At 75.6% G+C, this 20,714-nt stretch carries 25 protein-coding genes; 13 read left to right on the forward strand and 12 right to left on the reverse strand.

The features are described from left to right. The first annotated feature begins 67 nt into the window (after positions 1–67). Complete coding sequence (locus ABZW03_RS17450) at positions 68–559, forward strand: hypothetical protein (RefSeq protein ID WP_355258320.1); 492 nt, start codon at positions 68–70, stop codon at positions 557–559. A gap of 100 nt (positions 560–659) precedes the next feature. Here the strand turns inward: ABZW03_RS17450 and ABZW03_RS17455 are convergent, their stop codons facing one another. The 3 genes from ABZW03_RS17455 to ABZW03_RS17465 form a co-directional block, all read right to left on the reverse strand. After that, positions 660–1,859, reverse strand: a complete 1,200-nt coding sequence (locus ABZW03_RS17455; protein WP_355258323.1) for an enoyl-[acyl-carrier-protein] reductase FabV — start codon at positions 1,857–1,859, stop codon at positions 660–662. A 126-nt stretch (positions 1,860–1,985) separates the two neighbouring features. Then, entirely contained in the window at positions 1,986–2,585 is a 600-nt protein-coding gene (locus ABZW03_RS17460; protein WP_355258326.1) for a GNAT family N-acetyltransferase, read from the reverse strand. A 90-nt stretch (positions 2,586–2,675) separates the two neighbouring features. Further along, the gene (locus ABZW03_RS17465) at positions 2,676–3,254 is read right to left on the reverse strand and encodes a hypothetical protein (RefSeq protein WP_355258329.1); all 579 of its coding nucleotides are present in this window, start codon (positions 3,252–3,254) and stop codon (positions 2,676–2,678) included. Between the two features lie 258 nt (positions 3,255–3,512). On the opposite strand from ABZW03_RS17465, the gene ABZW03_RS17470 reads away from it, so the two are divergent. Then, positions 3,513–5,081, forward strand: coding sequence for a cytochrome bc complex cytochrome b subunit (locus ABZW03_RS17470; RefSeq protein WP_355258381.1), 1,569 nt, complete (start codon positions 3,513–3,515; stop codon positions 5,079–5,081). On the opposite strand, the gene ABZW03_RS17475 is transcribed toward ABZW03_RS17470, so the two are convergent. The 3 genes from ABZW03_RS17475 to ABZW03_RS17485 form a co-directional block, all read right to left on the reverse strand. Continuing rightward, complete coding sequence (locus tag ABZW03_RS17475; protein WP_355258332.1) at positions 5,047–5,442, reverse strand: cytochrome c oxidase subunit 4; 396 nt, start codon at positions 5,440–5,442, stop codon at positions 5,047–5,049. The genes ABZW03_RS17470 and ABZW03_RS17475 overlap by 35 nt on opposite strands. After that, positions 5,439–7,154 (reverse strand): cytochrome c oxidase subunit I, encoded by a 1,716-nt coding sequence (gene ctaD, locus ABZW03_RS17480; protein ID WP_355258334.1) that lies wholly within the window; start codon positions 7,152–7,154, stop codon positions 5,439–5,441. The genes ABZW03_RS17475 and ctaD overlap by 4 nt, the downstream gene beginning before the upstream one ends. A gap of 202 nt (positions 7,155–7,356) precedes the next feature. After that, positions 7,357–7,998 (reverse strand): L-threonylcarbamoyladenylate synthase, encoded by a 642-nt coding sequence (locus ABZW03_RS17485; protein WP_355258337.1) that lies wholly within the window; start codon positions 7,996–7,998, stop codon positions 7,357–7,359. A 221-nt stretch (positions 7,999–8,219) separates the two neighbouring features. Here ABZW03_RS17485 and ABZW03_RS17490 point away from each other — a divergent pair, with 221 nt between their 5' ends. Then, positions 8,220–8,573: a hypothetical protein gene (locus ABZW03_RS17490; RefSeq protein ID WP_355258340.1), complete on the forward strand. Its 354-nt coding sequence runs from the start codon at positions 8,220–8,222 to the stop codon at positions 8,571–8,573. 52 nt (positions 8,574–8,625) lie between these two features. On the opposite strand, the gene ABZW03_RS17495 is transcribed toward ABZW03_RS17490, so the two are convergent. Together ABZW03_RS17495 and ABZW03_RS17500 are read right to left on the reverse strand one after the other, a co-directional pair. Beyond that, positions 8,626–8,781: a DUF6131 family protein gene (locus tag ABZW03_RS17495; RefSeq protein WP_355258342.1), complete on the reverse strand. Its 156-nt coding sequence runs from the start codon at positions 8,779–8,781 to the stop codon at positions 8,626–8,628. A gap of 174 nt (positions 8,782–8,955) precedes the next feature. Further along, on the reverse strand, positions 8,956–10,509 hold the full coding sequence (locus ABZW03_RS17500; protein ID WP_355258345.1) for a threonine/serine exporter family protein: 1,554 nt from the start codon (positions 10,507–10,509) through the stop codon (positions 8,956–8,958). 293 nt (positions 10,510–10,802) lie between these two features. On the opposite strand from ABZW03_RS17500, the gene ABZW03_RS17505 reads away from it, so the two are divergent. Next, positions 10,803–11,126 (forward strand): plasmid stabilization protein, encoded by a 324-nt coding sequence (locus ABZW03_RS17505; RefSeq protein ID WP_355258348.1) that lies wholly within the window; start codon positions 10,803–10,805, stop codon positions 11,124–11,126. Positions 11,127–11,156: 30 nt separating this feature from the next. After that, complete coding sequence (locus tag ABZW03_RS17510; protein ID WP_355258351.1) at positions 11,157–11,342, forward strand: hypothetical protein; 186 nt, start codon at positions 11,157–11,159, stop codon at positions 11,340–11,342. An 80-nt stretch (positions 11,343–11,422) separates the two neighbouring features. Here the strand turns inward: ABZW03_RS17510 and ABZW03_RS17515 are convergent, their stop codons facing one another. Further along, entirely contained in the window at positions 11,423–12,085 is a 663-nt protein-coding gene (locus ABZW03_RS17515; protein WP_355258354.1) for a TetR/AcrR family transcriptional regulator, read from the reverse strand. Positions 12,086–12,261: 176 nt separating this feature from the next. On the opposite strand from ABZW03_RS17515, the gene ABZW03_RS17520 reads away from it, so the two are divergent. The 3 genes from ABZW03_RS17520 (at position 12,262) to ABZW03_RS17530 (ending at position 13,449) form a co-directional block, all read left to right on the forward strand. After that, positions 12,262–12,903, forward strand: coding sequence for an SRPBCC family protein (locus ABZW03_RS17520; protein WP_355258356.1), 642 nt, complete (start codon positions 12,262–12,264; stop codon positions 12,901–12,903). Between the two features lie 104 nt (positions 12,904–13,007). Then, the gene (locus ABZW03_RS17525; protein WP_355258359.1) at positions 13,008–13,181 is read left to right on the forward strand and encodes a CsbD family protein; all 174 of its coding nucleotides are present in this window, start codon (positions 13,008–13,010) and stop codon (positions 13,179–13,181) included. Positions 13,182–13,260: 79 nt separating this feature from the next. Then, the gene (locus tag ABZW03_RS17530; RefSeq protein ID WP_355258362.1) at positions 13,261–13,449 is read left to right on the forward strand and encodes a hypothetical protein; all 189 of its coding nucleotides are present in this window, start codon (positions 13,261–13,263) and stop codon (positions 13,447–13,449) included. A gap of 71 nt (positions 13,450–13,520) precedes the next feature. Here the strand turns inward: ABZW03_RS17530 and ABZW03_RS17535 are convergent, their stop codons facing one another. Beyond that, positions 13,521–14,924 carry an FAD-dependent monooxygenase gene (locus tag ABZW03_RS17535; protein ID WP_355258384.1) on the reverse strand — a complete coding sequence of 468 codons (1,404 nt, stop codon included), beginning with the start codon at positions 14,922–14,924 and terminating at the stop codon, positions 13,521–13,523. An 85-nt stretch (positions 14,925–15,009) separates the two neighbouring features. Between ABZW03_RS17535 and ABZW03_RS17540 the strand changes: the two genes are divergently transcribed. Next, complete coding sequence (locus ABZW03_RS17540; RefSeq protein ID WP_355258365.1) at positions 15,010–15,660, forward strand: TetR/AcrR family transcriptional regulator C-terminal domain-containing protein; 651 nt, start codon at positions 15,010–15,012, stop codon at positions 15,658–15,660. A gap of 98 nt (positions 15,661–15,758) precedes the next feature. Here ABZW03_RS17540 and ABZW03_RS17545 read toward each other — a convergent pair whose 3' ends face one another. Next, a complete protein-coding gene (locus tag ABZW03_RS17545) occupies positions 15,759–17,750 on the reverse strand; it encodes a LamG-like jellyroll fold domain-containing protein (RefSeq protein ID WP_355258367.1) in 1,992 nt (663 codons plus the stop codon). A 230-nt stretch (positions 17,751–17,980) separates the two neighbouring features. Between ABZW03_RS17545 and ABZW03_RS17550 the strand changes: the two genes are divergently transcribed. The 4 genes from ABZW03_RS17550 (at position 17,981) to ABZW03_RS17565 (ending at position 19,981) form a co-directional block, all read left to right on the forward strand. Continuing rightward, positions 17,981–18,469, forward strand: coding sequence for a hypothetical protein (locus ABZW03_RS17550; RefSeq protein ID WP_355258370.1), 489 nt, complete (start codon positions 17,981–17,983; stop codon positions 18,467–18,469). Positions 18,470–18,589: 120 nt separating this feature from the next. Next, complete coding sequence (locus ABZW03_RS17555; protein WP_355258373.1) at positions 18,590–19,051, forward strand: DUF6343 family protein; 462 nt, start codon at positions 18,590–18,592, stop codon at positions 19,049–19,051. Positions 19,052–19,156: 105 nt separating this feature from the next. Then, complete coding sequence (locus ABZW03_RS17560; RefSeq protein ID WP_355258376.1) at positions 19,157–19,594, forward strand: CBS domain-containing protein; 438 nt, start codon at positions 19,157–19,159, stop codon at positions 19,592–19,594. A gap of 162 nt (positions 19,595–19,756) precedes the next feature. Beyond that, positions 19,757–19,981, forward strand: a complete 225-nt coding sequence (locus ABZW03_RS17565) for a hypothetical protein (protein WP_316527456.1) — start codon at positions 19,757–19,759, stop codon at positions 19,979–19,981. A 143-nt stretch (positions 19,982–20,124) separates the two neighbouring features. On the opposite strand, the gene ABZW03_RS17570 is transcribed toward ABZW03_RS17565, so the two are convergent. Then, positions 20,125–20,361: a DUF6296 family protein gene (locus ABZW03_RS17570; RefSeq protein ID WP_355258379.1), complete on the reverse strand. Its 237-nt coding sequence runs from the start codon at positions 20,359–20,361 to the stop codon at positions 20,125–20,127. Positions 20,362–20,714 lie beyond the last annotated feature (353 nt).

The raw sequence follows: 20,714 nt of genomic DNA on the forward strand, positions 1-20,714 counted from the left end.
GGCGGGCCGGCCACGCGGCGGCCGCGCCCGGAGACTGGTGGCCCGCAGCCGCCCAGGGAGAGCGCAGATGGACGACCGCAGCCGCCGCACCGCCCAGCCCTCCTCCTCCGCCCCGGCCCCCGGGGCGGGCTCCCGGGCCGGGGTGCTGGGCACCGCGCTGGCCGCCGTGCTCGCCTTCTCGCTCTCCTCCGGCACCTGGCAGTGGTTCTCCGCCTACATCGGCCTGACCCTGCTGGCGGTGGTCCTCTCCGCCACCCGCCCGCCGACCCGCGCGACGGACGCGGGCGCCGGGTACGCCCGGAGCCTGGCCGCCTACGCGCTGGTCGTCGGGCTGGCCGCGGCCCTCGCCCTGGCCCCCGCGATGCAGCGCTGGTCCTGGCTCTTCCCGATGCCGGGCACCCGCCGCGAGTGCCCCCGCCTGGGCGACTACGCGCGGCTGCAGGCGCAGGCCGCCCTCGGGGACCTGGCCGCCCGGGACGGCGCCGCGCTCGCCGCCGCGCAGGGCGAACAGGCCCGGCACGCCGTCGCCGGCTGCCTGTCCGCCACCACCACGCTCTAGCTGCCGGTGTACGCGCTGGGCGCGGCCCTGCTGGCCGCGCTCGTCGTCCGGCTGCTGGACCGGCCCGCCCGCTGACGGGGCGCCGATCGGCGCGCCCGGACTACCGCGGCCCGGGCCAGGGCACCGAGGTCTCGACGCCACCGGCGTAGTCGACGCCGGGGACGTCCCAGCCGTACAGCTGCCGGAACTGGTTGTAGAACCAGGCGGCCCCCGCCGGGTCCGCGGCCAGCGCGGCCGCCGGGTCGGCCCACAGCTCCCGCACCCGGTCCTGCACGGCCGGGTCGAGCTCCCAGCCGTCCAGGCGGATCCGCCCCTGCTCGTCCAGGACGAGCTCCTTCGCGCCGCTCAGCTGCTCCCACAGGTCCACGGCCTGGTCGTCGGTGGTGCGCCAGCCGTCCTCGCCGAGGACGTTGCGCAGCAGCGAGGTGTAGAGGGCGATGGAGGGGATGGCGGTGGACGCCTGGGTGACGGCGGCACCGGCGACGACGGTGAACGCCCGGCCGCGCCCGGCCAGCGGTCCGGTCCGCAGCTCACCGGCGGTGGCCTCCAGGTGCTCCTTGGCGGCGCCGATGGTGCCCTGCCGGTAGACCGGCGCGGTGATCTCGGAGCCGACGTAGGACAGCGCCACGGTGGTGAAGCCTGCGCCGAGCAGGTCCGCGTCGGCCAGCGCCCGCACCCACAGCCGCCAGTCCTCGCCGCCCATCACCTTGACCGTCGCCGCCCGCTCGGCCTCGTCGGCCGGGGTGAGGTCGACGGTGCCGATCCGCGGCACCCCGTCCTCAAAGAGCAGCGACGGCGAGGTGTACGGCGAGCCGAGCGGCTTGATCACCGAGTGGTGGACCTCGCCGGTGGCCGGGTCGGTGCGCCGGGGCGAGGCGAGCGAGTAGACGAGGTAGTCGACCGGGCCGTAGCGCTCGGCGAGGAGCTTGAGCACCTCGGCGCGGGTGGCGTCCGCGTAGGCGTCGGCGTTGACGAAGGCGAAGTCCCCGCCGCCGCGCTCAACCAGGGCCGAGGTCGCGGCGGTGCGGTACCAGCCGGCGGTGGCGGTGCGGCGCTCGGTGGCGGCGCCCTCGTAGGCGACGCCGATGCCGCGGATGCCCTGGCGGCGCAGCCCGGCGAGCAGGAGCGCCTGGCCGTACCCGGCGCTGGCGCCGAGGATCAGCGCGACCGGGGCCCGGTCGGCCGGCGCGGCGGGCTCGATGCGCTGCCACTGGCGGTCGACGGTGGCCTCGCTGCCCACGGGGTGGGAGTTGACGATCAGGTAGCCCCGCTGCTTGGGGGCGATCTGCTGGATGCTCACGCGGTGGCGCCTCTCCGATCCGGAGATCGTGATCATGGTGTCGGTCGTTCGGAGCCTATCCGCGCCGACGGGCGCCGCCTTTGCCATGCCGTCACGGAAGATCCGGCCCGCACTTGTCGGAGGTCGTCATTGCGGCCGGGTCCCGGGTCGGCTAACCACGGACGGCCCGGCCGGCTGTCCACGGACGGCCGGGCGGTCGAGCCGCCAGACCACGGCCGTCCCGCGGCCGGCCGGGGCGACCGGCCGCGCGGCGGGCTCCCGCCGGAGCTCGGTGAAGCCCAGGCGGCGCGGGACGGCGGCGCTGGCGGTGTTGGCCAGGTCGTGCACGATCTCCAGGTACGACGCCCCCGGCAGGGTGAACACCTCCTCGGCCAGCGCCGCCACCGCCCGGGTGGCCAGGCCCCGGCCGGTGGCGGCCGGGTGCAGCCAGTACCCGACGCGCCGGCCGCCGGGCTCGGCCGCGCGGACGGCCTGGCACATGCCGACCGGGGTGCCGTGCTCGGCGATCGCGTAGGTGTACACCTCACCGCTCGCCCACCAGCTGTCGCACCGGGTGAGCAGGGCGCGGGTGCGCGCCTCGTCGTGCCCGGCCACCCACGGCTCCCAGGGGCGCAGGTGGTCCAGCGACTCCTCGATCAGCGTGCGGGCCGCCGCGAAGTCCCGCTGCCCCCGCCAGCGCCGCAGCACGAGGTCCCCGCGGTCGATCACGTTCCCCGGTCGCACCATGACGGCCATGGTCCTTTCCCGCGCGGCCCGCCGCAACGGCCCGTCGTCATCCAGCCTGTGAACCACCGTGCGCCGACCCGCCGTTGGGGGTCAGTGGCCGCCGCGGGGTTCCTCGCAGCCGCGGCCGTCCGGGTAGCCGCCGAACGCCTCCGCCTGGGTGGAGTCGGGGACCATCGTCCCGGTCAGGCACATCCCGGTGGCCTCGACGGTGAAGCCGACCGTGGTCCGCCCGATCCCCTGCACCCGCACCTTGTCCGCCGGGTAGCCGAGGCCGGTGAGCCGGGCGCGGGTGCTCTCCGGGGTGTAGTCGTTGCCCATCCGCAGCGGTTCGAGCGCCGCCTTGACGCGCTGCACGGCCGCCAGCCCGTCGCAGCGGGTCTGGCCGTGCAGTGGGAGGGGCACCTTGAAGCCGTGGTTCTCGGCGTAGTGGTCGAGCGGCGGGGTCGCCGGGGCCGTGGGGCTCGCCGTACGGGTGGGGGTCGGGGTCTCGCCGGGGCAGGGGACGTCGGCCTGCTCGGCCCGGGCCGTGCTCCCGGCCGTCGTCGGTGCACCCGTGCCCGCGCCCTGGCCGGTGTCCACGTGCTTCGTCCCGCACCCCGCCGCCAGCACGGCGAGCACCGCCAGTGCCGGAAGGCCGAGGCGCCCCCGCCCGGTCCTGATCTTCGTCATCCCGCGATGATGCCCCGGCCGCACCGCCCGTGCCACCCCCTGTGCCCGGGCGACCGGCCCGAGCCGCGCCGCCGGCCGCGCCCGTTCCGCCGTTGGAGTGCTCTGCCCCCGGCCGCCACCGCCACCGCAGCGCTCGGCCGCCCCGCGCACCGCACCGCCCACTAGGTTCCTGCCGTGGACGAAACCAGGGCTTCGAACGGGCGCGCGCCGTCCGCCGGCGAGCGCGTCGCGACCCGCCTGGACGCACGGCTGCCGGTCATGGAGGCGGGCCGGGAGCTGCTGCGCAAGGTCTTCCCGGACCACTGGTCCTTCCTGCTCGGCGAACTCGCGCTGTACAGCTTCGTGGTGCTGCTGCTGACCGGCGTCTACCTGACGTTCTTCTTCGACCCGAGCATGGCCGAGGTCGTCTACCACGGCGCCTACCGCCCGCTCGGCGGCGTCCAGGTGTCCGAGGCGTACGCGTCCACCCTGCGGATCAGCTTCGAGGTGCGGGGCGGACTGCTGATCCGCCAGATCCACCACTGGGCGGCGCTGCTGTTCGTCTCCGCGATCGGCGCCCACCTGCTGCGGGTGTTCTTCACCGGGGCGTTCCGCCGCCCGCGCGAGCTCAACTGGGTGATCGGGGTGACACTGTTCAACCTCGCGCTGCTGGAGGGGTTCTCCGGCTACTCGCTGCCGGACGACACCCTCTCCGGCACCGGCCTGCGGATCGCCGAGGGCGTGCTGCTCTCGGTGCCGCTGGTCGGCAGCTACCTCACCCTGTTCGCCTTCGGCGGCGAGTTCCCCGGGCACGAGATCATCCCCCGGCTGTTCACCGTGCACGTGCTGCTGGTCCCCGGCCTGCTGCTGGCGCTGGTCGGGGCGCACCTGACGCTGGTCGTGGTGCTGAAGCACACCCACTGGGCCGCCCCCGGCCGCACCAACCGCAACGTGGTGGGGATGCCGTTCTTCCCCCAGTTCCTGACCCGCACGGTGGGCCTGCTGTTCGCGGTGGGCGGCGTGCTGGCGCTGTCGGCCTTCCTCGCCGAGGTCAACCCGGTCTGGCGGTACGGCTCCTACCGCCCCGACGTCGTCGCGACGGGCGCCCAGCCGGACTGGTACATCGGCTTCATCGAGGGGGCGCTGCGGCTGATGCCGGCCGCGGAGACCCGGGTGCTCGGGCACACCGTGTCCTGGAACGTCCTGCTGCCCGCCCTGGTGGTGCCCGGCCTGCTGTTCGCGGCGCTGTACGCCTACCCGTTCGTCGAACGCTGGCTCGACCCCGGCACCGGGGAGCACCACCTGTGCGACCGTCCGCGCAACCGGCCCACCCGCACCGCGCTGGGCACCGCCGGGATCACCGTCTACGCGGTGCTGCTGGTCGCCGGCGGCAACGACGTGATCGCGTACGCCTTCGAGGTCTCCGTCAACGCGCTCACCGTGGCGCTGCGGACGGCGCTGGTGGTGCTGCCGCCGGTGGTCTTCGTGCTCACCCGGCGGCTCTGCCTGGCCCTGCAGGCCCGGGACCGCACCCGGCTGCTGGACGGCGACGAGACCGGCCGGATCGACCAGTCCCCCGACGGCGGCTTCTCCGGCCACCACCGCCCGGTGCCGGCGGCCGAGCGGTACGTGCTGCTGGCGCGCGCCGCGGCGGAGCCGGTCACCGCCCCGCCGGGGGCGCCCCGGCACCGGCGGGTGCGCGCCGCGGCCAGCTCCTGGTTCCACCATGACCGGGTCGAACTCCCCTCCTCCGAGCGGGAGTCGGCGCACATCGAAGCCCCCGGCGGTCCGCTCCGGCGGCTGCTGCGCCGGCTCAGCCCGCGCCGCCGTCGCGGTACTGGAAGATGAAGCCCGCCACGGCGAGCACGAGCACCAGGGCGCCGACGACGATCAGCCAGCGGGCGAACACCAGCCCCAGGGCGAAGACCGTCACGCCGACCGCCGCGAGCACCGGGTAGCCGCTGCGGGCCGGGAAGAAGCCCACCGGCCCGGCGGCCTCCGCGATCTCGGCGTCCTCGCGGTCCTGTGCCCGGCCGCCGCCCAGCCGCTGGTGCTGGACGAACCAGAACAGCGCGACCAGGCCGGACATCAGGAACGCCACCGTCAGGATCGCCTTGCCGGCCGGCTCCCGGGCCCAGAGGCCGTAGACCACCCCGGTCAGCGCGAAGAACGCCGTCATGACGGCGAACAGCCACCCCTCCGCCTTCACCGCCCGCTCCCCCGCTCGCCGGTACGGCCGTGCGGCACGCCGCCGGTGCCGACCGCCCACTCCTCGGCGGGCACCTCCGGGTGGTGCAGGTCGAAGGCCGGCGACTCGGAGCGGATCCGGGGCAGCGCGTGGAAGTTGTGCGAGGGCGGCGGGCAGGAGGTGGCCCACTCCAGCGACCGGCCCCAGCCCCACGGGTCGTCCTCGGTGACCTTCGCGCCGTACCTGGTGGTCCGCCAGACGTTGTAGAAGAACGGCAGGTTGGAGACCCCGAGCAGGAAGGAGCCGACCGAGGCGCACACGTTCAGCGCCGTGAAGCCGTCCACCGCCAGGTAGGTGGCGTAGCGGCGCGGCATCCCCTGGGCGCCCAGCCAGTGCATCACCAGGAAGGTGGCCTGGAACCCCGGGAACAGGATCCAGAAGTGCGCCTTCCCCAGCCGCTCGTCGAGCATCTTCCCGGTGAGCTTCGGCCACCAGAAGTAGAAGCCCGCGAAGGTGGCGAAGACGACCGTCCCGAACAGCACGTAGTGCAGGTGGGCCACCACGAAGTAGCTGTCGGTGACGTGGAAGTCGACCGGCGGCGCGGCCAGCAGCACCCCGCTCAGCCCGCCGAACAGGAAGGTCACCAGGAAGCCGACCGACCAGAGCATCGGGGTCTCGAAGGACAGCGAGCCGTTCCACATCGTCCCGATCCAGTTGAAGAACTTCACCCCGGTGGGCACCGCGATGAGGAAGGACATCAGCGCGAAGAACGGCAGCAGCACCTGGCCGGTGGCGAACATGTGGTGCGCCCACACCGACATGGACAGCGCGGTGATCGCGATCGTCGCCCCGATCATCCCGTGGTAGCCGAACAGCGGCTTGCGGCTGAACACCGGGACGATCTCGCTGACGATGCCGAAGAACGGGAGGGCGACGATGTAGACCTCGGGGTGGCCGAAGAACCAGAACAGGTGCTGCCACAGCAGCGCCCCGCCGTTCGCCGCGTCGAAGGCGTGCGCACCGAACTTGCGGTCCGCCTCCAGGCAGAGCAGCGCGGCGGTCAGCACCGGGAAGGCCAGCAGCACCATGACCGAGGTGAACAGCACGTTCCAGGTGAACACCGGCATCCGGAACAGCGTCATGCCCGGCGCCCGCAGGCAGGTGATGGTGGTGACGAAGTTGACCGAGCCCAGGATGGTGCCGAGGCCGGCCACCACCAGGCCGAACGCCCACAGGTCCGCGCCCGCCCCGGGCGAGTGCAGCGGCCCGTTCAGCGGCGCGTACGCGAACCAGCCGAAGGAGGGCGCGCCCCCGGTGGTGAGGAAGCCGCTCAGCACCATCAGCCCGCCCAGCAGGAAGGCCCAGTAGGTGAAGGCGTTCAGCCGGGGGAAGGCGACGTCCGGCGAGCCGATCTGCAGCGGCATGATCGCGTTGGCGAACCCGGCGAAGGTCGGGGTGGCGAACAGCAGCAGCATGATCGTGCCGTGCATGGTGAACAGCTGGTTGTACCGCTCGTTCGACAGCAGCCCGGTGTCCGGCCCCATCAGCTGGGCCCGCATCAGCAGCGCGAGCAGGCCCCCGACCAGGAAGAAGCCGAAGGCCGTCGCCAGGTAAAGGTTCCCGATGACCTTGTGGTCCGTGGTGAACAGCCAGCGCAGCAGCGTGCCGCCCTGCCGGACCCGCGCCGGGGTGCGGTCCCGCGCCGGGGGCGGCGCGGTGGACGAAGCGCTCATGGAACCTCCGCAGCGGAGCCGGTGACGCCCCCGGGTCTCGGCGCCGACCCCCTCCCCGGCCCGGCGGAGGGCCCGCCCTCGCACGCCATCGCCGACCCTAGCGGCGGGCGGGCGGGGCGCCGGGGCGCCACGCGGGACGGGCCGTCGACCGGGTGGGGCGCCGCCCGCGGCGGTCGGCGTCCGGCCGCGTCCGGCCGCGGGCTCAGCGCTCCCGGAGGTCGGGGACCACCTCGCGCAGGCGCTCGGCGCCGATCGCGCCCGCCCGCAGCAGCACCGGCACCTCGCCGGTGACGTCCACGATCGAGGAGGGCACGGCGGCCGCGGTCGGGCCCCCGTCGAGGTAGACGGCGACCGAGTCGCCGAGCATGCCCTGGGCGGCGTCGCAGTCCTGCGGGGACGGGTGCCCGGTCAGGTTCGCGCTGGAGACGGCCAACGGCCCGGTGGCGTTGAGCAGTTCGACGGCGACCGGGTGCGCGGGCATCCGCACCGCGACCGTCCCGCCGGTCTCGCCGAGGTCCAGCTCGACCGACTCCAGGTGGCGGGCCACCACGGTCAGCCCGCCCGGCCAGAACTCCTTGACCAGGCTCCGCGCGCGCTCCGTCACCTCGACCAGTCCGTCCAGCGCCTCCGGGGAGCCGACCAGCACCGGCGAGGGCATGTTCCGCCCCCGGCCCTTGGCCCGGAGCAGGCGGTCGACCGCCCGCGGTGCGAAGGCGTCCGCGCCCACGCCGTACACGGTGTCCGTGGGCAGCACGACGAGTTCACCGCGGCGCACCGCGGCCACGGCCTCGCGCAGCCCGGCTGCGCGCTCGGACGGGTCCGAGCAGTCGAATCGACGAGTCATCAGGGGTCTCCACCGGCGGGCCGCCGGCCCGCTCCGTTCCTCCGGTCCGGCCACCTCTCCGGCCGGACACGCCCTGGTCAGCCTACCCGCCCCGGCCCCGCCGCCCGGCACGGCGGCCCCCTTCCGGGGCCCTGCGCCGCCCGGGTGGCGCGGGAGGGCGCCGCCGTCGCGGGCCGCCGTCCCCGGGGGCGGGCGGTGGCGGGCGGACGTAGGTTGCCGACATGACCAGTGACGAGACGGTCCCGGCCGTGGGAGTGCGCCCGCTGGACGAGGTGTTCGCCGCGATCGACGAGGTCAACCGGCACCCGCGGCCCTGGACCGGCTTCGAGCACGGCGTGCTCGGCGCCTACCGCTGGGCCGCCGGCGCCCAGGTCGCGGCCCCGGTCACCGCCGCCGCCACGGCGGGCGCCACGGCCGGCGCCACCGGACCGCGCCACGCCCAGCTGCTGGCCGAGTGCCAGGCCGCCGCCGTCCGCCTGCACCGGGTCCGCGCCCTGGGCGCGGACCACAGCTACGTGCTCGGCGTCCACCGGGCGCTGGCCTGGCTCTGCGGACTGCACGAGGACCGGCCCTGAGCGGGGCCGGTCCGGTGCGGAGGGAGTGGCGCTGAACAGGGCTCAGGCCGGGTCAGTAGTAGTGGTGGCGGCCGCCGACGGCGTGCCCGAGCGTCCCGGCGACCCAGAGGACCACACCGATGACGGCCAGCACGAGGCCGATGGTCCACAGGATCGAGATGCCGGTGACGAAACCGATGATGAGCAGGATGACGCCGAGGACTATCACGAGGGTCTCCCGGGTTGACGGGTGGCTGTCGGCGGGGACGGCCTCGGCGGCTCGGACCGGCGGGCGCCGTCCCCGGGAAGCGGGCCGGTCGCTCGCCGTGCCCGGCTTCACACCCCACGCGTGTACCGCGGCGCCGCCCGGGCAAACCGGCTCCCGCCCACACCGTCAGCGCCGTCAGCGCCGGTGGCGGCCGCCCCGGCGGCGGGGCGGGGCGGCCGCCCGGGGCGCGGGCAGGAAGAGCCGGGCCAGCTCGCGGCCCAGGTTGACGCCGATGGCGAGGGCCATCGCCATCGCGCCGGCCCGCCCGATGCCGCTCAGCCCGACCTCGGGCTCGCCCCGGACGAAGGCCAGCATCCCGAAGTACAGCACCGAGCCCGGCAGCAGCGGCCCCAGCGCGGCGGTGATGTGCGGCAGCGCCGAGCTGCCCCGGCAGCGCGCCATGAGCTGGCCGGACAGGCCCACCAGCCCGGCCGCCAGGCCGGTGGCCAGGATCGGCTCGCCGCCCGCGTTCACCAGCACGCCGTACGTGGTCCAGCCGGCCGCGCTGTTCAGCAGGACGGCCGGCAGCGTGGCCGGCTCGGTGTTCAGCAGCACCGCGAACGCCAGGGTGAGCAGCACCGCGGCGGCGAGCTGCAGCGGCGGGTTCACCGCCCCGGGCGGCACGTCCTGGGCGGCCAGGTCGGCGCCGTTGTTGACGCCGACGTAGAGCACCGTCATCACCCCGATCACCACGCCGGCCATCAGGTACAGCGCTTCGAGCAGCCGGGCGGCGGCGGTGAGGTAGAAGCCGGTCAGGCCGTCCTGGGCCGCCGCGACCATCGGCCACCCCGGCAGCACCGCGTACAGCCCGCCGGTGATCACCACCGAGCCGCGCAGGTGCAGCCCGTTGAAGGAGAGCAGGATGCCGATCACGGCGGCGGGCACCGCCGCCACCACGAACTGGTAGAACGCCGGGAGGTCATGGCGCGCCACCAGCGCCGAGAACCGCTCGCCCGCCAGCGCGGCGACCACGGCGCTGGCGAACACCAGCCAGGCCCGGGCGTCGGCCCGGCCGCCGATCAGCAGCGTGGCCGCCCCGGCCATCCCGCCGCAGCAGAGCACGACCAGGCGGCCGGAGTAGCGGTGGCTCCGCCGGCGGGCCGCCATCAGCCGGCCGTGCGCCTCGGGGACGGCCATCCCGCCCACGGTGATCTCGGTGACCAGCCGGAAGACGGCGGCCAGCCGCGCGTAGTCGACGGCCGGGCGGCGGACGGAGCACTCGGCCGTCAGCGAGGGCTCCGCCGGGCCGGGCTGGTACGAGATCGCCACCCGGGTGAAGGTGACCTGCGGGTCGCAGGGGTGGAGCCGGTAGGCGTGCGCAACGGCGAGCATGGCGGCCTCGACGTCCTCCGCCGCCTCGCCGCTGGCCAGCAGCAGTTCGCCGACCAGCAGCGCGAGGTCGAGCACCTGCGCCGGCTCGACGCCCGCCGGCGGCTCCGCTCCGGCCGTCTCGGGCGCGGGCCGGCGGTCGGCCGTGGGGGTGCGCAGCAGCGGCAGCATCATGTCGGGCCAGGGGGCCGCCGTGCCGTCGCCGTCCGGCCCGGACCGGTCTCCGGGCCCGGGCTCTCCCGGCCCGGGCTCGCCCGGCCCGGGCTCGCCCGGCGCGGGGGCCTGGGGCGGCACCCGCTCGGGCCGGGCGGGGTGTCCTTCCGGGCCGGCGGGCGCGCCTAGCTGCTCGTGTTCCGTCATCGCGACTCCCTGACCCCACCCCCTCCGTCACCACCGTGCAGGCGTTCAACTACCCGGAGTGACGCTGCGGCGAACGCGCCACACCCGGCACACCCGTACGAACCGGAGCACGTCCGGCCGTACACGCCCCGTCGCCCCGCGCGTGCCGATCCCGGGGACGGGACGTTCCGATCCCGGCGGGGCCGGAAGACCCGGTCGGCTGATTCGCGGCGGCGCCCGCGGGTAGGCGCGCCGGCGCAACGACCGGACCCGGTCCTGCACAACGGCCCCGAACGGATGAGGAGGCGTCGGCCATGCCCCGAGGATCAAGCGCCAAGCGGGAGCGCCAGTACGAGCACATCAAGGAGAGCGCGCTCGACCGGGGCGAGAGCGAGAAGCGGGCCAAGGAGATCGCCGCCAGGACGGTCAACAAGGAGCGCGCCCGGCACGGCGAGTCGAAGACCGCCAGCCGGAGTTCGACCCATGACATGTCCTCCGGCCGGCGCGGCGGACAGCGCTCGCACCGGGGCTCCCAGGGCCCGACCTACGACCAGCTCTACAACGAGGCCAAGCAGCGCAACATCAAGGGCCGCTCGAAGATGAACAAGCGCCAGCTGGCCAACGCGCTCGGCCACTGACCGGACGCGTGGCGCCGAGGAGGTGCCCCGATGACCGTCCCGATGCCCCCGGACCCGGACACCCGGCCGATCCCCCGCCCCGATCCCGACCCCGCGCCGCGGCCGGGCGAGCCGGACCCTGCGCCGCCGCCGGTCCCGCCGTTCCCGCCGCCGGAGCCGTTCCCGGACGACACCGATCCGGCGCCGCTGCCGCAGCCGCACCCCGGGCAGGCCTGACCGGGCCGCCGGGCGGTGCCGCCCGGGGCCGTGCTCGGTGGGCGGCGCCGGGCTTGCGCGGCGCCGGGCGTGCGGCGCCGTCAGAACCGCGGTGCCAGCAGGCCGTCCAGCTCGGCCTCGAAGAGCAGCTCGGGCCGGAAGCCCATGCCGGTGAAGTGCCCGGCGAGTTCCAGGGACAGCACGCCGTGCAGGCGGGTCCAGAAGACCAGGAAGCGGTGGAGCACCTCGGGCGGGGCCGGCTGCTCGCCCGCCCAGTCCCGGTGGCCCAGCAGGTGGGTGGGGAACGGCGCCTCCCGCGCGTCCGGTCCGGCCGGGGCGAGCGCCGCGCAGGCGTCCACCAGCGTCCGCATGACCTCGTCGGCGACGGCGGTGGTGTCCGCGGGCGCGCGGTAGCCGGGTACCGGGGTGCCGTAGACCAGGAAGTACCGCTGGGGGTCGGCCAGCGCCCAGCCGCGCAGGACGCGGGCGAGCCCGGCCAGGTCGGCGCCCTCGGCGGCGGCCGCGCCGAGGGTGTCGGCGAGGCTGCGGTAGGCGTCCCGGACGAGTTCGGTGATCAACTCGTCGCGCCCGGCGAAGTACCGGTAGAGCGCGGGGCCGCTCATCCCCATCCGCTTGGCGATCGCGTTGACGGAGAGCGCCGAGGCGCCGGCCGTGGCGATCTGCTCCCAGGCGTGCGCCTTGATCTCCTCCCGCACCTGGGCCCGGTAGCGCTCCCGCGGGGTCTCCGCATCCGTCCTCGCCATGGCCTCCGCCCTCTCCCCGAGTCGCCCGACTACATGCTCACGCTTCCGTTAGAAGCTATCACGGAAACCTGTTGACCCCTCAGCCCTCGCGGAGTTACAACTTCTCACGAAGGCGTGAGCATCTAGCTCACGGCCACCGTGCCGTCCGCCGGCCGACCAGTTGAACGGGGAGTTCCATGTCCGACACCCGCAGCACCGCCACTCGCAGCACCGGCATCCGCACCGCCCTGCTGACCGTCCCGCTCGTCCTCGGCCTGCTCGGCGCCGCCGCCGGGCCGGCCGGTGCCGCCGCCTCCCACCGCCCCGGCGCCTCGCTCACCTGCCGCGGGGCGGGCGTCGACCCCGACGCCCGCGTCCGCCACCGGACCGAGGCGGTGATCCACGCACCGCTGCGGACCGTCTGGCGGCTCCAGACCGACGTGGCGCGCTGGCCCGACTGGCAGGCCCCGGTGCGCAGCGCCGAGCGCCTGGACGACGGCCCGCTGCACCCGGGAGCGGCGTTCCGCTGGACCACCCCGCTGCCGCCGAACCCGGCGTCCACCGACCCCACCCTGGAGATCACCTCCACCGTCCGGCAGCTGCGGCCCGGCTCCTGCGTCCGCTGGACCGGCCCGGCGGTCGCGACCGGGCTGCGGATCGACGGCGTCCACGTGTGGACCTTCACCGAGGTCCCCGGCGGCGTCCTGGTGCGCACCGAGGAGACCCACACCGGGCCCCAGGTCGACGCGAACGCCGCTGCCGCCACCGACATCCTCCGCCAGGGCCTCGAAGGCTGGCTGCACGACCTGAAGGCCGCCGCCGAGGCCCGCGCCCGGTAGCACCCGGCCCGCCCGGCACCCCCGGCCCGCGCATGGAAGCCCCCGGCCCGGGCAGACGCCGCCCAGGGCGGACTTCGCCCCGCTGACGAGAGGAGGCACCCGCCGTGGGTACCGAGGAGAAGATGCGCAACATGGCGGAGAAGGCCCGTGGCAAGGCCAAGGAGGCCGCGGGCCGGGCCACCGGCGACCGCTCGACCGAGCTCAAGGGCAGGGCCGAACAGGCGAAGAGCGACGTGAAGCAGGCCGTGGAGAAGGTCAAGGACGCGGGCAAGCACTGACCCGGCGCCCGGTGGCCGCCCCCGGGCGGCCGCCGGGCGTCCCCGCTTCCGCCGCACCCGGCAGAGGAGTTGGACCCCGATGACCGACCAGCACGAACCCGTTCCCAGGGACCCGCCGGCCCCGGCCGGGACTCCCGGCGCGCCGAGGACCGGCGAGAACTCGCCGCCCCCCGCCGGGCCCGCGGAGGAGAAGGAGCATCAGGACGGCTCCGAGCACCGGAGCACCGCGCCGGCCCACGCCCCGGATCCGCACGAGCCGCCGGACTGAGCGGCTCACCGCCTGCCGGGCAACTCCCCCGCGCCGCCCGCCCGGTGGCTCGCGCCCGCCCGGACGCCCGGTCAGGGGGCGAGCAGCCCCTGCCGGCCCGCGTAGGCCGCGAGGCCGTCGGCCGTCGCGCCGGCCCAGCCGAGGTAGCCGTCCGGCCGGACCAGGAACACGCCGGTGCCGTACGCCTCGTAGGCCGGGATGCGGACCACCGGGGCGGTGACGGCGGGCAGCGGGGCGTCCGTGCCGACGGTGAGCAGCGTCCAGTGCGGGCCGCGGAAGGCGTCGAACAGCCGGACGCCGCCGCGGCGGCCGTCCGGGGCGCGGTCGCCGGCCCGCAGCGCGTCCGCCGGGAGGTCCGCGCGGGTCTCCACCGACAGCGCGGACTCCCGGTAGCCGAGGTCGAGCTGCTGGGTCGCCCGGCCGCGGCGCTGCTCGCCCCGGTGGACCCGGGTGGACAGCTCCAGCATCGCCGCCGCGTTGGCCCGGCGCTCCTCCTCGTAGCTGTCGAGCAGCTCCGGCGCCGCCCGCCCGGCCAGGACGGCGGCCAGCTTCCAGCCCAGGTTGTAGGCGTCCTGCACGCTGGTGTTCAGGCCCTGACCGCCGGCCGGCGAGTGGACGTGCGCGGCGTCGCCCGCGAGGAACACCCGGCCCGCGCGGAAGCGGTCCGCGAGCGCCGCGCGCGGGCGGAACTCGGAGGCCCAGCGCAGTTCGGTCACCTGCTCGGCGGTCAGGTGGGTGCGGGCCGCGACCACCGTGCGCAGCCCGTCGAGGGTGAGGTCGACGGCCGCCCCCTCCGGGAACTGGGCGACCAGTTGGAAGTCCTCGGTGCCGCCGAGCGGGCAGATCGCCAGCAGCCCGTCCGCCGACCGGAACACGTGCCAGTGCTCGCGGCCCAGCCCGTCGACCCGGACGTCGGCGACCAGCATCGGGCTCGGGTCGACGGTCTCGCCGGTCATCCCGATGCCGAGCAGCCGCCGCACCGTCGAGCGCCCGCCGTCCGCCGCGACGAGGTACCGCGCCCGCACCGGACCGCCGGCGGCGAACTCGGCGGTCACGCCCTGCGCGTCCTGCGCCAGCCCGACCAGCTCCCGTCCGAACGCCACTTCGCCGCCCAGCTCGCGCAGCCGCCCGTACAGCACCTGCTGGGTGCGCCACTGGGGCAGCATCAGCGTCTCGGTGTACGGCTCGGCCTCGGAGGGCTCGGTCGGGTCGTACATCCGGCTCTCCTCCTTGGGCTCGCCGTCCTGCCAGAACAGGTTGGGCGGGTAGTGCCCCGCCACCGCGCGGACCCGGTCGAGCACGCCGAGGTCGTCGAGCACCTCCAGCGTGCGCGGCTGGAGGCCCTTGCCGCGCGAGCCGGGGAAGAGCTCCGCACCGCGCTCGACCACCAGCGCGGCGACGCCGTGCCGGGCGAGGTCCAGCGCCAGGGCGAGTCCGGTCGGCCCGGCGCCGATGATCAGGACGTCCGTGTGCATGCCGCGAGCAGCCACGGCAACCTCCTTAACGTTGTTAAGTAGCCGTTGCCGACAGCGTGCACTTAACGGCGTTAAACTGTCAACCGTGACCCCGCAGAGAACCCCCAAGCTCGACCGCGCCCAGGTCGTCGACGCCGCGCTGACCCTGCTGAACGAGGCCGGCCTGGACGGCCTGACGCTGCGCGCCATCGCCGCCCGGCTCGACGTCAAGGCACCCGCGCTGTACTGGCACGTCAAGGACAAGCAGGCGCTGCTGGACGAGATGGCGACCGAGATGATGCGCCGGATGACCGGCCGGGCGGAGGAGGCCCGGCGGGCGGGCGACTGGCGGGAGAACTACCTGCGGACCATGCGCACCCTCCGCGCCGAGCTGCTGCGCTACCGCGACGGCGCGAAGGTCTACAGCGGCGCCCGGTTCACCGACACCGGCTACGCGGCCGGCCTGGACGCCTCGCTGCGCCTGCTGGTGGACGCCGGCTTCACCCCGGCCGCCGCCGCCCGGGCCTGGCAGACGGCGTACAGCTACACCATCGGCTACGTCATCGAGGAGCAGGCCATGGGCCCCAACCCCTTCGACGGCGACGAGGGCTACGACCTGGACGCCCGCGCCGAGCGCCTGGCCGCCCACCCGCTGGCCGCCGAGTCGGGCCGGGTGATGTTCCAGGACTTCGACGAGGGCTTCGAACAGGGCTTGGCGGCGGTGCTCGCCGGGGTCGAGGCCACCCTGCTCGGCTGAGCACCGCCGGGCCCGGCGGCTGCGGGAACGCGGCACCGCCGGGCCCGCACCGGGGCCCGGCGGTGCCGGCGCTCTTCGGAGTCGGTGCGGTCAGGCCGTCAGGCGGTCATGAACTCGCCCGTCCGCAGCGCCCGCTTCACGATCCGGACGTCCCCGACGTACCCGTGGAAGACCTTGTCCAGCACCCCCGCGTACGCGTAGCCGCCCAGCATCCACGGCCGTCCCAGCGTGGTCAGCCCGACCGCGGGCGTCGCCGGGTTGCGCGCCACCTCGCAGCCCTCGACGTACATCCGGCTGAGCTTCCCGTCGTTGACCACCGCGACGTGCCACCACCGGTCCAGCGGCAGCTGGTGTCCCCAACAGGTGGACGCCCCGGTCTGGTTGAGCGGGTAGACGCACCACTGGAGGGCCGGCGCCTCGGAGACGCTGAGCGTGGCGAGCGGCTCCTCCGCGTCCGTGCCGGGCCCGTTCCTCCCCGCCTCGCCGCTCATCCCCCACCGGCTGAGCAGGGCCGACCAGCGGCTCTGCGCGGAGTCCCAGTCGGCGGGCAGCTTGAAGAAGGCCTCGACGGTGAACCCGCGCTCGAAGGTCTCCCGGTTCAGCGGCGCGGTGGGCACCGTCTGGAGGTAGCCGCCGCGGACCGGCGAGCGGGTGCCCCGGAACAGCAGGCTGCCGTGGCCCGGCTGGTCCGGGTGGTGCTCGGCGGACCAGCTGAGCGCGCCGTCGGGCGTGCCGGGTGCGCTCAGCTGGACCAGGTCGTTGCCCCGCCCGCTCAGGTCCTTGACGACCTGCCCGGCGGAGACGGCCGTACCGTCCCCGCCGCCGCCGTCGAACCGCCAGTAGGCCACCGTGTCGCGGACCAGCAGCTCACGCGCCGGGCGCGCCGGGCGCGGCGGGACGGGCGCGAAGCCGGCGAAGCGGCGGTCGAAGTCGATCGCGAGCGAGAAGCGGTCCACGTCCGAGGTCAGCTCGGCCTCCCGGGCCGCCAGCGCGTTGCGCTCCTCGGCCGCGATCTGCTGGATCCACGGCGAGAAGGTCGACACGTCGACGGTGCCGCGGTCGAGGTCGAAGCGGTACGTCCGGATCATCGCCGCGCCGCCGTAGTAGCGGTCCTGGTAGTTGGTGATGTGGACGTGCACGTCGTGGCCGGCCCGGTTCCGCAGCACGGTGCGCCCGGGCGGCCAGTAGTGCCCGTTGACGGTCAGGAAGATCTGGTCGTTGCCGCTGATCAGCCGCTCCCAGAGCCGCTTCCCGTAGTCGGACAGCTCCGCGCGGCCGTGGTCGTCGGCGTGCGCGAGGTCGTGGGTGGTCAGGATCACCGGGACCGTGGGGTGCGCCGCGATCACCGCGTTCGCCCAGGCGAAGCCCGCGTCGGAGAGCCGCCAGTCCAGCGAGAGCACCATCCAGTCCCGGCCGGCCGCCCGGAACACGTGGCAGGTGTTGTAGCCGTCCGGGCTCGAGCCGCGGTACCCGGCGGTGCGGGCGGCCCGAGCCTTGCCGAAGGTCTCCAGGTACGGGGTGCTGCCGCGCTGGTCGTCGGTCGAGGAGCGGACGTCGTGGTTGCCGGCGAGCACGCCGTAGGCCGCGCCCGCGTCGTCCAGCAGGCCGAACACCGGGGAGACGGCGGCGTATTCGACAGCCAGGCCGTTCTCGGTGACGTCGCCGAGGTGGGCCAGGAAGACGATGTTGTCGTCCGTCCCGTCCTCCCGGTTGACCCCGCCGTCCAGCACGTAGCGGACCGAGGCCTCCAGCGGCGCCGGGTGGATCCGGTCCTGGTCGAACAGGTACTGGGTGTCCGGCAGGACCACGACGGTGAACTGCCGGGCGTCCGGGTCGGGCTGCCAACGGGCCTTCCGCCGGCCCTTCTCGGGCCCCTTCCCGGCCGCACCGGCCCCGCCCGCCGGCTCCGGCCCGGCCGCCCGCGCGGACTCCGCGCCGAGCAGCCCGAGCCCGGCGGTGCCGACCCCGGCGCTCAACAGGCCGGCCCCGCGCAGGAACCGGCGCCGGCTGGCGGCGGCCGGGCCCTCCCCGTCGAGGTCGGCGGTCCGCGGGCAGCCGCACGCGTGCTCGGTCGCCTGGTTGTCGTGCATGTTCGCTCCCGGAAGTGGTGTGGGCCCCGACGCTAGGGAGCGGGAGCGGTCGGAGATCATCGGCCGGGCCACGGCCCGCTGAACAGCGGCCGAATCCGGCGGGCGTCCGCATTCCGGCTGTGGGAGGGGCGGACGGGGTGCCCGGGGTGCGTGCCCGCGCGAACCGGTCGTAGAACGGAAGGGGCGGACTCCGGCCGGCGTCCGTCGCCGAGGCGCAGGAGGTGGCGGCGATGGGACTTCCGCTGGCGGCCGGGCACGTGCTGGTACGGCTGCAGCTCGGCGAGGGCCCGCAGCACGCGGCGGAAGCGGTGCTCGACGCGCTCGAGGCCGCCTTCCCGACCCACACCGGGCGCGGCCGGACGATGCTCGGCAACGTCTGGGAGGATCCCGCCACCGTGACCTCGGAGGGCGTCCGGGTGGTGGCCGAGCCCCGGATCTCCCGCACCCCCGCCGCCCCCGCGCCGAGCCCGTCGGCGAGCCTCTCCCAGTCCTTCGACGCCCGGTCCTCCGACCCCCGGTCCTCCGATGACCACCGGACCGCCGCGCCGGTGCCGCCGGCCGTCCCGCCCGGCGGCCTCGTCGGGCTCCTGCTCGGCGCTCCCCAGGACGTCGAGCGGGTGCTGCGCGCCCTCGCCGGGCTCTGCCGCGTCCACGAGGAGGGCCGCGAGCAGCAGGGGCCCCAGCTGGCGGTACGGCTGCGGCTCGACCGGCCCGGCTGAGCACCCCGCGGGCCTGCACCGGCGTCCGCGCGGGTACGGGCCTCGCCGCGTGTACGGGCGGCTGCCCCGGGTAGGCGCGTCGGCGGAAACCCCACCGGCCGACTCCGTTCGGGGGCCGTCATGGCCGTACAACGCAGACCAGGCACGCAGCACGGTGGCCGGGCCCGCCGCCCGGCCGGGGAGCGCCACGACTTCCCGCACGCCCCGCAGGGGCCCGGCCGGACGATGCCGCAGCTCCGGCCCCAGGAGACCGTCCGGCTGGGCACCGAGCCGGTGACCGCCCGTTCGGACCTGGAGCTGCGCCGGCTGCTGTCCCGGGTCTTCCTGGTCCTGTTCGTCGCCGGGACGGCGCTGTTCGCCGTACTGGCCGCGCTGTCGGGCCCGGGCCCCGCGCCCGACCAGGGGACCTACGCCTTCTTCGCCGCCCTGTGCGCGGGCTTCGCCGGCGTCGCCGCGCTCGACCTGCTGGTGATCCGGCGCCGCCTGGCCGCCGGCCAGGGCCGCGACCGGGCCGGGCCCCCGGGGGCCGCCGGCTCGGGGACCAGGACCCCGGGGCCGTCGGGCACCGACCGGCGCGGGTGAGCGGGGGCGGCACCGAGGCCGCCCCCGGCCCGGCGGTTTCCGGAGCGTCAGGACGGGCAGGCGCAGCCTCGCAGCAGACCCCGTCCCCGTGCCGAGGAGGGCACCATGACCCGGAAGATCAAGGAGCTCATGACCCCCGCCCCGGTCACCGTCCCCCGGCTCGCCTCGGTGCGCGACACGGCCCGCTGGATGCGGGACGCCGCCATCGGCGACGTCCTGGTGGCGGGCGAGGACGACGAGGTGTACGGGCTGGTGACCGATCGCGACCTGGTGGTGCGGGTGCTGGCCGCGGGCAAGGACCCGGACAGCACCCCGACCGGCGACGTGTGCAGTTCCGACCTGGTCGGCGTCGGCCCGGACGACGACGTCGGCTACGCCGTGGAACTCATGCGCCGCCACGCCCTGCGCCGGCTCCCGGTACTGGAGGACGGCCGGGCGGTGGGTGTCGTCTCGCTCGGCGACCTCGCGACCGACCAGGACGTGGGGGCGGCGAGCCTGGGCTCCGCGCTCGCCGCCATCAGCGCGGCCGCGCCCGACTCCTGAGCCCGCGCGCGAGCCTGCTCGCGGCCTCCGGGAGGCCGGGCACCCGGCCTCCCCGACCGGCACCGGGCCACCACCATCCCACCGGGTGTGGCCCGGTGGCCGTTCGGCGGAGCCCGGGTTTGCATGGAGTCACCGAGCCCCCTGCGATCCGGAGGTAGCGCCGTGTACGAGATGTGGGCCGAGCACGACCCGGCGGTGTCCCCGCCCGCCGTGGTGTGGCACGTGGTGGCGAAGGACGACGCCACGTCCTCGCTGTGCGGGCGGTTCCTGGAACCCTCCCAGCGCGTCGTCCCGGCGGGCGACGGTACCGGTGCGGCCGGGCCGGACCGGTACTGCGACCCCTGCCTGGTCACCGTGCGCGAGGCCTTGGCCGCCAGCGCGCGGTGACCGTCCGTCGCGACGGCCGCCCTCGTCGCCCGCTCTCCCCCGCGTCCCCCGGTGTCGGCTCCCCCGGTGTCGTCTCCCCCGGATGCGTCAACGTCGTTCTCGCGCACGTCGCCCTCGCTCCGGCACGCGTCACGGGCGCGTGCTCACGGCAGCGGCACCGCCGTCAGGCACGGGTGCCGGCTGCCGGCACCGGGCGCCGACAGGACGGTGGCCACCCCGGCGGCGATCTCCACCCGCAGGCCGCCGTCCGCGCTCTCCCAGACGACGCCCCCGTCGGGCCCCGTGCTCTGCGTCTCGTGCACCACGACGACGGACGGTGGAGCGTGCCCGCCGATCGGGCCGGGGAGCGTCACCGCGTAACGGCGGGTGAGGCTGCTCATCTCGGCCTCCTTCTCTCCCCACCCTGCTTCTCGCACCCCGCGCCACCCTGCTTCTCGCACCCCGCGCCATCGATTCTCCCCCGGTTCAGGCCGCTCGTACACGGAGGACCGTTGTCCTCCCGGGAGAACCGGATGTCCTTCGGCGTCTGCCCCGGACCGGCGCCCTTACACCCGGAGTAGCCGGGAATCCCGGCTCCCGGGCGACCGGAGCCGGCGGCGCCGCAGCGCGAACCGTCGCGGCATGGGTCATCGTGGCCTGAGAGGACACCCGGCCGAGCCCGAGGAGAGACCCCCGTGGGAGCGAACGGCGCTGGACCGGACCGGCGGCCCGGGCCGCTGGGCAGCCGCCGTCC

Origin of the sequence: Kitasatospora sp. NPDC004799 (genome assembly GCF_040609095.1) — a bacterium.
Lineage (GTDB): Bacteria > Actinomycetota > Actinomycetes > Streptomycetales > Streptomycetaceae > Kitasatospora.